Below are 13552 nucleotides of genomic sequence, written 5' to 3'. Positions count from 1 at the left end.
CATGGTGTTCACCGCCAAGGCACTGCCGCCGAGCGGCAAGACCGTGCTGATCACCGGCGCGTCGACCGGCCTGGGCCGGGAGACCGCGCTGCACCTGGCCGAGCGGGGCTTCCGGGTCCTGGGCGCGGTGCGCAAGGCCGAGGACGGGGACCGGCTCGCCGCCGACTGCCCGTCGGGGCGGGTCGAGCACGTGGTGCTCGACGTGACCGACGAGGCGTCCATCGCCGCCGCGGCCGGGGAGGTGGCCGACAAGGTCGGCGAGCGCGGCCTGTGGGGGCTGGTCAACAACGCGGGCATCTGCGTCTCCGCGCCGCTGGAGGTCGTGCCCACCGACGTGCTGCGCCGCCAGCTCGAGGTCAACGTGGTCGGCCAGCTCGCGGTCACGCAGGCGTTCCTGCCGCTGCTGCGCACCGCCCGCGGCCGGCTGGTCAACGTGACCTCCGGGCTGGGCACGGTCGCGATCCCGTACCTCGGCCCGTACTCGGCGGCCCAGTTCGCCAAGGAGGGCATGAGCGACGCGCTGCGCCGCGAGCTGGCCCCGATGGGCGTGTCGGTGTCCGTGGTCAGCCCCGGCGCGATCTGGACCCCGATCTGGGGCAAGATCGCCCAGGAGGGCCACGACGCGCTGTCCGCCGCGCCCGCCCGCGTCGCCGACCTCTACCGGGCCACGTTCCTGCGGTTCCTCCGGTTCAACGAGCAGGCCGCCAAGGACAGCAAGACCCAGCCCGCCGAGGTGGCCGTCGCCATCGACTCGGCGCTCACCTCGGCCAAGCCCAAGACCCGCTACCGCATCGGCACCGACGTGCGGCGCGGCAGCTTCCTGGCACGGGTGCTGCCCGACACCGCCGTGGACTCGATGTTCCGCAAGATCGTCACCCCGCTGCCCACCGACCAGGAGGCGCACCGTGTCGGGTCCTGAACTCCGCCTCGGCGAGGAGCTGATCTCGCCGCTGCACCCGCTCTACGACGGCCTCCAGGTCGACGGCGCGCCCCGGCCCGCCCACCTCGCGCCCGACCACCCGGTGTGGGTGGTGACCCGGTACGCCGACGCCAAGAAGGTGCTCTCGCACCCCGGCGTGCGGCGTGACGCGAAGCAGGCGGCCGAGCTGTACGCCAAGCGCACGGGGGAGCGGCGGGAGGCCATCGGCGCGTCCCTGACCGCGCACATGCTCAACGCCGACCCGCCCGACCACACCCGGCTGCGGGCCCTGGTCGGCCGGGCGTTCACCGGCCGGCGGGTCGAGCGGCTGCGCCCGCACATCGAGCAGCTGACCGACGAGCTGCTGGACGCGATGGCCGCGCGCGAGCAGGCCGACCTGATGGGCGACTTCGCCGTGCCGCTGACCATCGGCGTGATCTGCGAGCTGCTGGGCGTGCCGCCCGCCGAACGCGACCACGTGCGCTCGGCGTGGGAGCGGCAGGCCGAGCTGCTGTCGCCCGAGGCCGCCGAAGAGCTGGCCGAGGAGCAGGCCGACTACCTGCGCGGCCTGCTGGAGGCCAAGCGCCGCGACCCGGCCGACGACGTCTACAGCGCGCTCGTGCAGGCCGCGGACGAGGACGGGCTGTCCGCGGACGAACTCGTGGCCATGTCCCACCTGCTGCTCATGGCCGGTTTCGAGACGACCATGAACATGATCGGCAACGCGGTCGTCACGCTGCTGCTGCACCCCGAGCAGGCCGCGTCGCTGCGGGAGAACCCGGACCTGCTGCCGAACGCGCTGGAGGAGCTGGTCCGCTACGACAGCGCGGTCCGCGCGTCGATGCTCCGGTTCACCGTCGAGGACGTCGACCTCGGCGACGTGACCATCCCGGCGGGCGAGTACGTGCTGGTCTCCAACCTCACCGCCAACCACGACCCCGAGCGGTTCGCCGACCCGGACCGGCTCGACCTGACCCGCAAGGCCGACGGGCACCTCGGCTACGGCCACGGCGTGCACTACTGCGTCGGCGCGCCGCTGGCCCGGCTGGAGGCCAGGGTCGCGATCGGCGCGCTGCTCGCCCGCTTCCCGGACCTGCGCCTGGCCGTGCCCCACGGCGAGCTGGTCTGGCTGCCGATCACGTTCCTGCGCGCCCTGATCAGCGTGCCCGTCACCCCCCAGCCCGTGCTCACCGGAAGGACGTCCGCATGAACGCCCAGGAGATCCTGACCCGCAGCCTGGAGTTGCTGGAGAACGGCGACGCCCGCGGCTGGTGCGACCTGTTCCACCCCGACGGCGTGCTGGAGTTCCCCTACGCGCCGCCCGGCTGGCCCAACCGCTTCGAGGGCCGCGAGGCCATCTGGCAGCACATGCAGAAGTTCCCCGAGCACCTGACCGTGAAGTTCGGCGAGGTGACCTTCTACCCGACCGCGGACGAGAACCTGGCCATCGGCGAGTTCCACGGCGACGGCACGGCCACCGTGTCCGGGCTCAAGCTGGACCAGGACTACATCTCGGTCCTGCACACCGACGGTGAGCACATCACGCTCTACCGGGACTTCTGGAACCCGGTGAAGCACATGGAAGCGCTCGGCGGGGCCGACGCCGCCGCGGCGATCGTGCAGGGCTGAGCCGTGGCACGGGCCGCGGTGCTCGCCGGGCTCGGCACCCACGTGCCGCCCGACGTGCTGACCAACGACATGCTCGCCGAGGTGCTCGACACCTCCGACACCTGGATCCGCACCCGCACCGGCATCCGGCAGCGGCACGTCGCGGACGAGCGGACCACCACCGGCGACCTCGCGGTGGCGGCCGGGGAACGCGCGCTGGCCTCGGCCGGCGTGGAGCGGGTGGACGTGGTCGTGCTCGCCACGACCACCCCCGACCGGCAGTGCCCGGCCACCGCGCCCACCGTGGCGTCACGCCTGGGCCTGTCCGGCACGCCCGCGTTCGACGTGCAGGCCGCCTGCACCGGGTTCGTCTACGGCCTGGCCGCGGTGTCGTCGATGATCACCGCCGGGCTGTTCGAGACCGCGCTGTTCATCGGCGCGGACAAGTTCACCGACACCCTGGACCCGGAGGACCGGTCCGGTCGGGCGCTCATCGGCGACGGCGCGGGCGCGGTCGTCCTGCGGGCCGGGGAGGGCGACGAGGACGGCGCGCTGCTCGCGTTCGACCTGGGCAGCGACGGCGAGCACGTCGGGCTGCTCGAAGTGCCCGCGGTGAACCGGGTCGAACGGGCGGAGGGCGCCACCCGCGGCTACTTCCACATGGAGGGCAAGCCGGTGTTCACCAAGGCGGTCACCGCGATGACCGACTCGGTGCGCCGGGTGCTGGACCGGGTCGGCTGGGCGACCGGCGAGGTGGACCGCCTGGTGCCGCACCAGGCCAACGCCCGCATCCTGGCCGCCGTCGCCGACCAGCTCGACCTGCCCGCCGACCGGCTGGTCAGCAACATCTCCGACGTCGGCAACACCGTCGCCGCGTCGATCCCGCTCGCCCTCGGGCACGGGATGCGCCACCAGGGCTTGCGGTCCGGGCACAACGTCGTGCTCACGGGGTTCGGCGCGGGACTGACCTGGGGGTCGGTCGCGGTGCGCTGGCCCAAGATCAACGACATCGGCAGCTAGGGGGACAAGTCATGCGCTCTGCGGTCGAAGACCGGCTCGTCGTGCTGATCAGCGAGATCAGCGAGGTGCCCGCCGAGGACATCACGCCCGAGACCCCGCTGGAGGACCTGGGGTTCGACTCGCTGGTCCTGGTGGAGCTCGCGATGAAGCTGCGCAAGGAGTTCGGGGTCGTCGCCTCGGACGAGGAGCTGGACGAGGTGGAGACCGTGGGCGGGCTGCTCCGGTTCGCCACCCGGGCCCGGTCCGCGTAGGTCATGGGCCTGCGTCAGGAAGTGCGCGCGTTCGCCCGGACGCACCTGCTCGACGGACCGGCCGACCTCGCGGCGCGCACCGCGGCCTGGCACGCCGCGGGGCTCGCCAACTGGTGGCTGCCCGTCGAGCACGGCGGCCGCGGCCTGTCCCTGGTCGAGGGCGTCGACGTGGTCGACGAGCTGGCCTACGCCGACGCCGGGTTCGCGTTCTCGTCCCTGGTCGGCGTGATCGGCTCGACGCTGGTCGACCTGTACGGCGACGACCGGCTGCGCGCCGACGTGCTCGGCGCGCTCGGCCGGGACGGCGGCTTCTTCGCCACCGCCGTCACCGAGCGGGACGCCGGCAGCGAGCTCGACCGGATGGCCACCACGGCGGTGCCCAAGGGCGACAGCGTCGTCCTCACCGGCGAGAAGCTGTTCTCCACCAACGCCGACCACGCCCGCTACCTGCTCGTGGTGGCGCGGCACGAGGCCGGCGCGGACGAGCAGCCGCACGTGGCCGTCGTCGTGCCGCGCGACGCGGCCGGGGTCGCGGTGTCGGAGCCGTGGCGCACGATGGGCCTGACCGGCTCGCCGGTGCACCGGGTGTCGCTGTCGGACTGCGCCGTACCGGCGGGCCACGTGCTCGACGGGCACGGCCTTCGGCTGCTGGAGGTCGGGTTGAACGCCAGCCGGGTGCTCATCGCGGCCACCGCCGTCGGCCTGTCCCGGCGCGTGCGCGACCTGTGCCTGGACTTCGCGGGCGGCAGGCGGCTGCGCGACGGCGTGCTGGCGAAGCACCCGCTGTTCGCCGACAAGATGGCCCAGGTCGAGATCGAGATCGAGACCATGCGCAGCCAGTGCCGCGCCGCAGCGGCCGAGTTCGACGCCGTGCGCGCGGACCCGGACGCGGCGCGGCGGTTCGCCCGGCGCGGCGCGCTCAAGTCCGCGCTGGTGGCCAAGGTGTTCTGCGGCCAGGCCGGGTGGCGCGTGGCGGGCACCGGGTCGGAGGTGTTCGGCGGCCTCGGTTACACCGACGAGCTGCCGATCGGCGCGCTGATGCGCGACCTGCGCCACGTGTCGCTGGTCGAAGGCGGCGAAGACGTGCTGCGCGACGTCGTGTACCGGCGGTTCACGGCGCCTCCGGTCAGGCGCGCGTGACACGTCCGCCCACACCCGAGGAGTCTGCGCTTCAGATGTCGGACCTGTTCGAAGAGCACATCGGCCAACACCAGGCGCTGGCGGTCGAGCACCAGCCGGAGTCCGCGTTCTACGCGCGCTCGTCGGGCTCGGCGACCATCATGACCCTCGCCAACTTCCCCGACGACGTGCTGCCGCTGCTGCAGATGGAGAGCCTGGCCACGGTCGAGGCCATGCCCTACCTCGGCTGCGACACGCTGGTCGAGCTGGGCTGCTACGACGGCCGGGCGCTGGAGGTGGCACGCCACCTCGGCGTGCGCTACCTGGGCGTCGACCTCGACGCCCAGGCGGTCGCCACGCTCGCCGCGCGGATCGAGCGCGAGGGCATGGCCGACCGGGCGGGCACGCTGGTCGACGACCTGTTCAACCACCACCGGTGGGACCGGGACGTGGTGGGCGAGCGGCCGCTGTACATGCTGCCGTTCAACCTGCTCGGCAACTTCCGCCACCCGCTGCGGCTGCTGCGGTCCCTGGCCGGCGCGTCCGGCGCGGCGGTCATCTCGGTGTTCGGCGAGGGGTTGGAGGCCACCAGGGTCCGGCACGCCTACTACACGCGCTGCGGCGTGCGCGGGCTGGCGTTCGAGCTGACCGGTGACGGCGGCGTGCTGTTCACCGGCTCGGACGGCTTCTACTCCCGGTCGTTCAGCGAGGCCCGGTTCCGGGCGCTGCTGCGGGAGTGCGGGCTGACCGTCGTGCGGGTGCGGGGCAACTCGCTGGGCTACGCGGCGACCGTGCTGCTCGGCGACGCGCCGTCGGAGGCGCGTCGGCGGTAGGTTCGCCACTAGCGAACTGCGGAGCGCCGAGTTGATTGGGTTGCGACGATCAGGCTACGTTCCGTAGTCGATCGGCACATTCACGGCATGGAACATGGGGGAACGGTGGACCTCGCGGCAGCGATCTTGGCCCGCTCGAACACGCAAGCTCCGATCACGCACGACCCGTTGTACGAGCAGCTGCTTCGGTCGCGGATCGTGCTGCTCGGCTCGGAGGTCAACGACGAGGTCGCGAACCGGCTGACGATGCAGTTGCTGGTGCTCGCGGCCGAGGACGAAGAAGCCGACATCCAGATGTACATCAACTCGCCGGGCGGTTCGGTCACGGCGGGCATGGCCATCTACGACACGATGAACCACATCAAGCCCGACGTCTCCACGATCGGCCTGGGCTTCGTGGCCTCGATGGGCCAGTTCCTGCTCTCGTCGGGCGCTCGCGGCAAGCGCTTCGTGCTGCCCAGCACGCGGGTGCTGATGCACCAGCCGTCCGCGGGCATCGGCGGCACGGCGACCGACATCGAGATCCAGGCGACGATCTTCACCCAGATGAAGAAGCGGATGGCCCGGATCACCGCCGAGCAGACCGGTCAGACGGTGGAGACCATCGAGCGCGACGCCGATCGCGACAAGTGGTTCACCGCCGAGGAAGCCCTCGAGTACGGCTTCGTCGACCGGATCATCACCAACATCTGACCCACCGCCGGCCGGTCGCCGGCGTCGCTCGACCGTCCAATCCTCTTCGGGAGTCCGAACCGATGCCGCTAGCCGTCTACGTCCTCGGCCTGGGCATCTTCGCCCTGACCACCAGCGAGTACATGGTGTCGGGGCTGATGCCCGCGCTGTCCGCCGAGTTCGACGTGTCGTTCGCGGCCGTCGGCTACCTCGTGACCGTCTACGCGGGCGCGATGGCGGTCGGCGGACCGCTGCTGACCGTGGCGCTGCTGAAGATGTCGCGCAAGACCGCGCTGCTCGGCCTGGTCGCGGTGTTCGTGGCGGGCCAGGTGCTCGGTGCCGCCGCGCAGGGCTACGGGACGATGGTGGTGGCTCGCCTGGTCACCGCCGTCGCCGCGGCGGCGTTCTTCGGCGTGGCGCTGACGGCGTGCGCCGAGCTGGTCGGCGGCGAGAAGTTCGCGCGGGCGTCGTCGCTGGTGCTGGGCGGGCTGATGTTCGGCACCGTGCTCGGCCTGCCGGCGGCGACGTTCGTCGGCGAGCGGTTCGGCTGGCGGGTCAGCTTCCTGGCGGTGGCGGTGGTCGCGCTGGCGGTCGGCCTGCTGCTGGTCAAGGCGCTGCCCGCGATGCCCGCTCCGCCGGCGGTGCCGATGGCGGGCCAGCTCGCGATCTTCCGCAGCGGCAAGCTGTGGGCCATCTACGCGACGAGCCTGCTGCTGATCGGCGCCACGTTCGCGGGCTTCACCTACTTCGTGCCGATCCTGACCGAGCTGAGCGGGTTCTCGGCGGGGATCGTGCCGGTGCTGCTCGTGGTCTACGGCGTGGCGACGATCGTGGGCAACAACGTGGTGGGCAGGCTGGCCGACCGGTTCACCATCCAGGTGCTCGTGGTCGGCCTGGTCGTGGCCGTGGCGGCGATGGTGCTGTTCGCGCTGTTCGCCCAGTCGGCCGTGGTCGCGGTCGTCGCGCTGGTGGTGATCGGCCTGACCGGCGTGTCGATGAACCCGGCCCTGGTGACCCGGGGCGCGCGGGTGGGCCAGAACAACATGCTGGTCAACTCCGTGCACACGGCCTGCATCATGGCCGGCGTGATGGTCGGGTCGTGGATCGGCGGTCTCGGCATCGACTGGGGCATGGGGTTGCGGGGCCCGCTGTGGATCGGCGCCGCCCTCGGCGTGCTCGGCCTGCTGACCCTGGTACCGGACGCGCTGGCCCTGCGCCGGCCCGTGCCGGTGGCCGAACAGGCCTGAGCCGTCCCGTTCGACCGCGCCGGCGGCCCCTCGTGGCCGCCGGCGCTTTTCGGCGTCCACGGTGGCTCTCGGGCTTAACGGCGGCCCGTCCCGGGTACCTCCCCCGTGATCGTCGGGGGACGAAACCACGTTGGGAGCCGACATGCCTTGGGTTGAAAGACATCGCCGCCGCCTGCCGCACAGCTGGTTCCGCACCACCACGGTGGAACGGCACTACCGCAGGTCACCCGCGACCATCCCGACCCTGATCGCGGTGGTCCTCGGGATCATCCTGCTGATCGTGCTGTTCTGAGCCCCGGTGTTCCCGGTCTGCTGATGTCGTCCGACGTTCACCGACCGCTCCGGGCGGGGAGGGCGTCGGCGAGGGCGTTGGAGCGGGTCGCGATGACCCGGTGCGACGTGGTGCTGGACCGGGACCTGCCGAGGTGCGCGGTGACGACGTGCCGGGCCGTCGTGGACCGACCCGGTGGACGTGCGGTCGCGCGCGGCGGGGCCGGCCCTCGGCGCCGACGGTGCGCGAGGTACCTGCGCGGCAGGAGCGGTTGGTCGACGGCTGTTCGAGCCGGCGTCGAGCAGGCACGGGCCGGTCGTGCTCGACGCGGTCGTCGGCGAGGTGGTGGGCGGTGGCGTGCGGCGGCGGCCGGGCTGAGCGAGCCGTTCCGGGCGGGGTGGGCGCGGCCGCACCGGTTCGGGCGCGGGTGACCATTGTGGACACGATCATGGCCGTGCACGGCGGTTCCCCGCGGCTGCGGGCCCGCGCGGGCGGCGGGATCGCCGCCACGGCGGCGTTTCGTTGCAGCCGTGGTCGATGTCGGTGTTGCCACCGCGTCCGCCGCCCTCCTCCTGGTGTGCCCGGGTTCCGCCGACGGCGGCCGGCTACGGGGGAGCGCGGCACGGCGTGGTGACCGCCCCCGTCGGAACCGGTGGTGCGGGGGTGCGACTCCCGCACCACCTGCGTTCCGGTCCACCGGGCCGCTGGACGCGCGCCGTTCGGGCGATGTCAGGCGCGGGTGCCCGACCAGGCCGCCCACAGCTCGGCGTACCGGCCGCCGGCGGCCAGCAGCTCCTCGTGCGTCCCGTTCTCCACCACCCGGCCCGCTTCCAGCACGACCACGCGGTCGGCCGTCACGGCCTGGGTGAGCCGGTGCGCCACCAGCAGCCCGGTCCGGCCGTCCAACGCCCGCGCCGCCGCTTGCTCCAACTCCCGCGCGCCCGCGCTGCCCGCGTCCGCGGTCGCCTCGTCCAGGATCGCCACCGGCGGGTCGGCCAGCACGAGCCGGGCCAGCGCCAACTGCTGCGCCTGCGCCACGGTCAGCCGGTGCCCGCCCTCGCCGACCACGGTGCCCAGGCCGGACGGCAACGCCTCGGCCCACTCCAGCGCGCCCACCCGGTCCAGCGCCGCGGCGAGGTCCCCGTCGGTGGCGTCCGGGCGGGCCAGCCGCAGGTCGTCGGCCAGCGGACCGGCGAAGACGTGCACCTCCTGGGTGATCAACGCGACCGACCGCACGGCCGCACCCAGCTCCACCCCGCCGAGGCTGATGGACCCGCTGGTCGGCTCGTGCACGCCCGCGATCAGCTTGGCCAACGTCGTCTTGCCCGCGCCGGACGCGCCGACCAGCGCCACCCGTTCACCGGCGGCCAGCTCCAGGTCCACGTCCCGCAGCACGGGATGACCGTCCACGTAGGAGTAGGAGACGCCGGCCAGCTTGATCGTCGTGTCGTCGGGCCGCACCCGTCCTTCGAGGACGGGCATCGGCTGGTCGGCCACCCCGACCAGCCGGGACAGCGACGCGGTGGCGGCCTGTGCGTCGTCGGCCAGCGCCAGGGCGGCGTTGACGGGGTTGAACAGGCTGTGGAAGTACAGCGCGGCGGCGGTCGCCGTGCCCACCGACGCGGTGCCCGCGCCGACCAGCCAGAACCCGGTCACCAGCACGCCGGCCAGTCCGATGAACTCGGCCGCGTTCAGGCGTCCGTAGAACCGGGTGAGCAGCCGGATGCCGCGCAGCGCCAGGTCCACCGCCTCCTGCGACCGGGATCGGACGCGGGCGACGTGCGACTCGGCCAGCCCGAACGTCCGCACGGTCGCCGCGCCGCCGATCGAGTCCAGCAACTGCTGCTGCTGCACGCCCACGGCCACGCGCTGCGCCGCGTACAGCCGCACGGCACGGCCGCCGTACCACCGCACGGTGTGCACGTGGATCGGCACCGCGAGGAGCACCGGGATGAGGAACCGCCAGTCCAGGACCGCGATCCCGACCACGGTCAACCCGATGGTCAACGCCGAGCGCGCCATCACCGGCAGGGCGTTGCGCACCGCGTCCGCGATCACCTGCACGTCACGCGTCACGCGGGAGGTGAGGTCGCCCGCGCCCGCTTCCTCCACCCGTTCCAGGGGCAGGTGCAGCGCCCGTTCCACGAACTTCTCGCGCAGGTCGGCGAGCATGCCCTCACCGAGCCGCGCCACCAGGGACGTGCCGAACGCCGTCGAGACGCCCTGGGCGACGGCGACCAGCACCAGCACGGCCACGGGCCACGCGATGGCGGCCGACCCCGCGCCGACCAGGTCGACGATCCGGCCGAGCACGGGCGCGGTGAGCAACCCGACCGCCGTGCCCGCCAGCAGCACGAGCGCCGCGCCCCAAGCCAACCCCCGCCGCGGCCGCACCAACTCCCCGACCGCCGCCCACGTCCGCGCGCCGGACGCGGTCGCCAACAACTCGCGCATCAGCTCAACACCGCCAGTCGGTAGTCGTCGTCGGCGACCAGGTCGGCGTGCGGCCCCGTCGCGGCGACCGCGCCGCCGGCCAGGAACACCACGCGGTCGGCCGCGGCCAGCAGGGCGGGGCTGGTGGCGACCACGATGGTGGTCAGGCCGGTCCGCATCCGCTTGATCCCGGCCGCCAGCGACACCTCCGTCACCGCGTCCACCGCCGTCGTCGGGTCGTGCACCACCAGCACCGGGGGAGCGGCGGCCAGTGCGCGGGCCAGTGCGACGCGTTGCCGCTGCCCGCCCGACAACGACCGGCCGCGCGCGGAGACCGGCGTGTCCAGCCCGTGCGGCAGCGCCCGCGCCACGTCGTCGACCCGGGCCGCGTCCAACGCCTCGGCCACCCGGGGCCCGCCGGCCGCGACGTTCTCCCGCACCGACCCCTCGAACAGGTCCGCGTCGTGCGCCGCCACGACCACCGCCGACCGCAGCGCCGAACCCTCCACAGCGGACAGCGGCACGCCGTCCAGCGTCACCGCGCCGCCCGACGGGTCCACCTCCCGCGCCAGCACGGCCAGCAACGACACCGCGTCCGCCGGATCACGCGCCACCACGCCGAGCAGCTCACCGGGTGACGCCGTCAGCGACACCCCCCGCAACGACCCGGACACCACGCCGGCCAGCTCCACCCGCCCGGCCACCGCCGGCAGCGCCACCGCACCGGGCGGCACGGCCGGGGGAGCGGCCAGCACCTCGGCCACCCGCGCGGCCGACGCCCGGCCCTGCGCCAGCAGCCCGTTCACCCACGAGAAGATCGACAGCGGCCACAGCAGGAACTGCGCCAGCCCCACCGCGGCGACCAGTTCGCCGACCGTGATCGTGCCCGACGCGGCCAGGTGCCCGCCGACCAGCGCCACCACCGCCAGGAACACCCCGGTCGTGGCCAGCATCGAGCCGTCCAGCCAGGCCCGGGACCGGGCGGCCCGGATCGCCGCCGCCATGGACGACCGGCTGGTCACCCGGTACCGCCGCGCCGCCGTGGCCTCCGCGCCGATGCCCTTCAACGCCCGCAGCCCGGCGACCAGGTCGGCCGCCACCCCGGACGCGAGCGCCGCCCGGTCCTGCTCCGCGTCACTGCGCCGTTCGAGTGGCTTGCCCAGCACGTGCGCCAGGCCGAGCAGCACCGGCGCGGCGACCAGGACCAGCACGCCGAGCACCCACGACACCCGCAGCAGCGCCACCGCGCCCACCAGCAGGCCGACCACGGCGGAGAACGCGATCGGCAGCGCCAGGTTCACCTGCCCGACCCGTTGGGCGTCGCTGGTGGCGATGCTCGCCAGCTCCCCGGACAGCCTGCCGTGCGCCGCGCCGTCGGTCGACAGCACCCGCGCGGCCAGTGCCGAGCGCACCTCGTGCGCGGCCTGGTGCGAGGCCTTCTCCCCGCTGCGCAAGGAGAAGCGGAAGCTCAACGACAGCGTCACGAACACCGCGGCCAGCACGCCGATCCAGAACGCCAACCGCCCGCCCGCACCGGTGCGCACCGCCTCGTCGATCACCACGCCGACCAGCAGCGGCACGGCCGCCTCGCCCGCCTGGTGCGCCGCGCCGAGCGCCGAAGCGACGGTCACCGACCTCCACTGCCCGGCAACGGCGTCCTTCAGGACGGTCTTCACCCCGGTGCCCGCCTTCCGCTGAGTGTCAGGTGAGGCTACCCTAAACACGAGAGAGGCCTGGATCACTCCCGCGGAGGATCAACTTAGGTTAGGGTAACCAAAGTTCGATCACCCTGTAGTCGCACCGATGGGACAGCCATGCCACAGCCACCGGTCTTCGACGTCCTCGGCGTCGGCTTCGGGCCTTCCAACCTGGCCCTCGCGATCGCCGTCACCGAGTACAACGCCACCGCGCGTGCCGAAGACGTGGTGACCGCCCACTTCCTGGAACGGCAGCCCCGGTTCGGCTGGCACCGCGGGATGCTGATCGAGGACGCGACCATGCAGGTGTCGTTCCTCAAGGACCTGGTGACCCTGCGCAACCCGAACAGCACCTTCACCTTCCTGAGCTACCTGCACGGCAGGGGCAGGCTGGTCGACTTCATCAACCACAAGAACCTGTTCCCGCTGCGGGTCGAGTTCCACGACTACTTCGAGTGGGCCGCCGGGCGCGTGGACGACCTGGTGTCCTACGGCCACGACGTGGTGGACGTGCGGCCGGTGGCCGAGGGTGGCGTGATCACGCACTTCGACGTCGTCTCGACCACGGCGGCGGGCGAGGTGGAGGTGCGCCGCGCCCGCAACCTGGTGCTGGCCACCGGACTGCGCCCGGCGCTGCCCGAGGGCGTGCACGCCTCCGAGCGCGTGTGGCACAACCGGGACTTCCTGCACCGCGTCGAGTCCCTGGCCGACCCCCGCCGACTGGTCGTGGTCGGCGCGGGGCAGAGCGGTGCGGAGGTCACCGCGTTCCTGCACGACCGGTTCCCGTCGGCCGAGGTGTGCGCGGTGTTCGCGCGCTACGGCTACAGCCCCGCCGACGACAGCCCGTTCGCGAACCGGATCTTCGACCCGGCCGCCGTGGACGACTACTTCGCCGCGCCCGAGCCGGTCAAGCGCAAGCTCATGGACTACCACGGCAACACCAACTACGCGGTGGTCGACCACGACCTGATCGCCGAGCTGTACCGGCGGGTGTACCGGGAGAAGGTGGTGGGGCGGCAGCGGTTGCGGCTGCTCAACCTCTCCCGCGTGGCCGAGCTGGACGACCGCGCGGACGGCGTGGCGGTGACCGTGGAGTCGTTGGCCACCGGCGCGCGCGAGGTGCTCGACGCCGACGCGATCGTCTACGCCACCGGCTACCGCGAGGCCGACCCGACCGCGCTGCTGGGCGGGCTGGCCGGGCGCTGCGCCCGGGACGCGCAGGGCAGGCTGAGCGTCGGCCGCGACTACCGCCTGGCCACCGATGACGACCTGCTGGCCGGCCTGTACCTGCAGGGCGGCACCGAGCACACGCACGGCATCTCGTCGTCGCTGCTGTCCAACACGTCCGTGCGGGTGGGGGAGATCCTCCGGTCCGTCCTCGACCGCCGCACCCCGGTGGTGCCCGAAGCCGTCCCCGCGGCGGTGCCCTCGCAGCCCGAATACGCGATCAGCGTCTCACGGGTGAGCTGAAACGCCCCTCCG

At 73.2% G+C, this 13552-nt stretch carries 14 protein-coding genes; 12 read left to right on the top strand and 2 right to left on the bottom strand.

Annotation, left to right across the window (positions count from 1 at the left end):
• Position 1 precedes the first annotated feature (1 nt).
• The 11 genes from FHX81_RS06560 (at position 2) to FHX81_RS06515 (ending at position 8318) form a co-directional block, all read left to right on the top strand.
• A complete protein-coding gene (locus tag FHX81_RS06560) occupies positions 2-919 on the top strand; it encodes an SDR family oxidoreductase (RefSeq protein WP_141976040.1) in 918 nt (305 codons plus the stop codon).
• Positions 906-2129: a cytochrome P450 family protein gene (locus FHX81_RS06555; RefSeq protein ID WP_141976037.1), complete on the top strand. Its 1224-nt coding sequence runs from the start codon at positions 906-908 to the stop codon at positions 2127-2129. The genes FHX81_RS06560 and FHX81_RS06555 overlap by 14 nt, the downstream gene beginning before the upstream one ends.
• Entirely contained in the window at positions 2126-2548 is a 423-nt protein-coding gene (locus tag FHX81_RS06550; RefSeq protein ID WP_141976035.1) for a nuclear transport factor 2 family protein, read from the top strand. Before FHX81_RS06555 ends, FHX81_RS06550 begins: the two co-directional genes overlap by 4 nt.
• Before the next feature lie 3 nt (positions 2549-2551).
• The gene (locus FHX81_RS06545) at positions 2552-3547 is read left to right on the top strand and encodes a beta-ketoacyl-ACP synthase III (protein WP_141976033.1); all 996 of its coding nucleotides are present in this window, start codon (positions 2552-2554) and stop codon (positions 3545-3547) included.
• Between the two features lie 11 nt (positions 3548-3558).
• On the top strand, positions 3559-3798 hold the full coding sequence (locus FHX81_RS06540; RefSeq protein ID WP_106615759.1) for an acyl carrier protein: 240 nt from the start codon (positions 3559-3561) through the stop codon (positions 3796-3798).
• A gap of 3 nt (positions 3799-3801) precedes the next feature.
• Positions 3802-4938: an acyl-CoA dehydrogenase family protein gene (locus tag FHX81_RS06535; protein WP_141976031.1), complete on the top strand. Its 1137-nt coding sequence runs from the start codon at positions 3802-3804 to the stop codon at positions 4936-4938.
• Positions 4939-4973: 35 nt separating this feature from the next.
• The gene (locus FHX81_RS06530) at positions 4974-5750 is read left to right on the top strand and encodes a class I SAM-dependent methyltransferase (protein WP_141976029.1); all 777 of its coding nucleotides are present in this window, start codon (positions 4974-4976) and stop codon (positions 5748-5750) included.
• Positions 5751-5837: 87 nt separating this feature from the next.
• Positions 5838-6443, top strand: a complete 606-nt coding sequence (locus FHX81_RS06525; protein ID WP_141976027.1) for a ClpP family protease — start codon at positions 5838-5840, stop codon at positions 6441-6443.
• A gap of 62 nt (positions 6444-6505) precedes the next feature.
• Entirely contained in the window at positions 6506-7669 is a 1164-nt protein-coding gene (locus tag FHX81_RS06520; protein WP_141976025.1) for an MFS transporter, read from the top strand.
• Positions 7670-7811: 142 nt separating this feature from the next.
• Positions 7812-7961, top strand: a complete 150-nt coding sequence (locus FHX81_RS40340) for a hypothetical protein (protein ID WP_170231957.1) — start codon at positions 7812-7814, stop codon at positions 7959-7961.
• 174 nt (positions 7962-8135) lie between these two features.
• On the top strand, positions 8136-8318 hold the full coding sequence (locus FHX81_RS06515; RefSeq protein ID WP_141976023.1) for a hypothetical protein: 183 nt from the start codon (positions 8136-8138) through the stop codon (positions 8316-8318).
• 351 nt (positions 8319-8669) lie between these two features.
• Here the strand turns inward: FHX81_RS06515 and FHX81_RS06510 are convergent, their stop codons facing one another.
• Entirely contained in the window at positions 8670-10397 is a 1728-nt protein-coding gene (locus tag FHX81_RS06510) for an ABC transporter ATP-binding protein (RefSeq protein ID WP_170232400.1), read from the bottom strand.
• On the bottom strand, positions 10394-12004 hold the full coding sequence (locus FHX81_RS06505; RefSeq protein WP_246107662.1) for an ABC transporter ATP-binding protein: 1611 nt from the start codon (positions 12002-12004) through the stop codon (positions 10394-10396). Before FHX81_RS06505 ends, FHX81_RS06510 begins: the two co-directional genes overlap by 4 nt.
• Before the next feature lie 183 nt (positions 12005-12187).
• Here FHX81_RS06505 and FHX81_RS06500 point away from each other — a divergent pair, with 183 nt between their 5' ends.
• The gene (locus tag FHX81_RS06500; protein ID WP_141976017.1) at positions 12188-13540 is read left to right on the top strand and encodes a lysine N(6)-hydroxylase/L-ornithine N(5)-oxygenase family protein; all 1353 of its coding nucleotides are present in this window, start codon (positions 12188-12190) and stop codon (positions 13538-13540) included.
• Positions 13541-13552 lie beyond the last annotated feature (12 nt).

Origin of the sequence: Saccharothrix saharensis, assembly GCF_006716745.1 — a bacterium.
GTDB classification, from domain to species: domain Bacteria; phylum Actinomycetota; class Actinomycetes; order Mycobacteriales; family Pseudonocardiaceae; genus Actinosynnema; species Actinosynnema saharense.
This window is presented reverse-complemented; position numbering and strand designations above follow the sequence as displayed.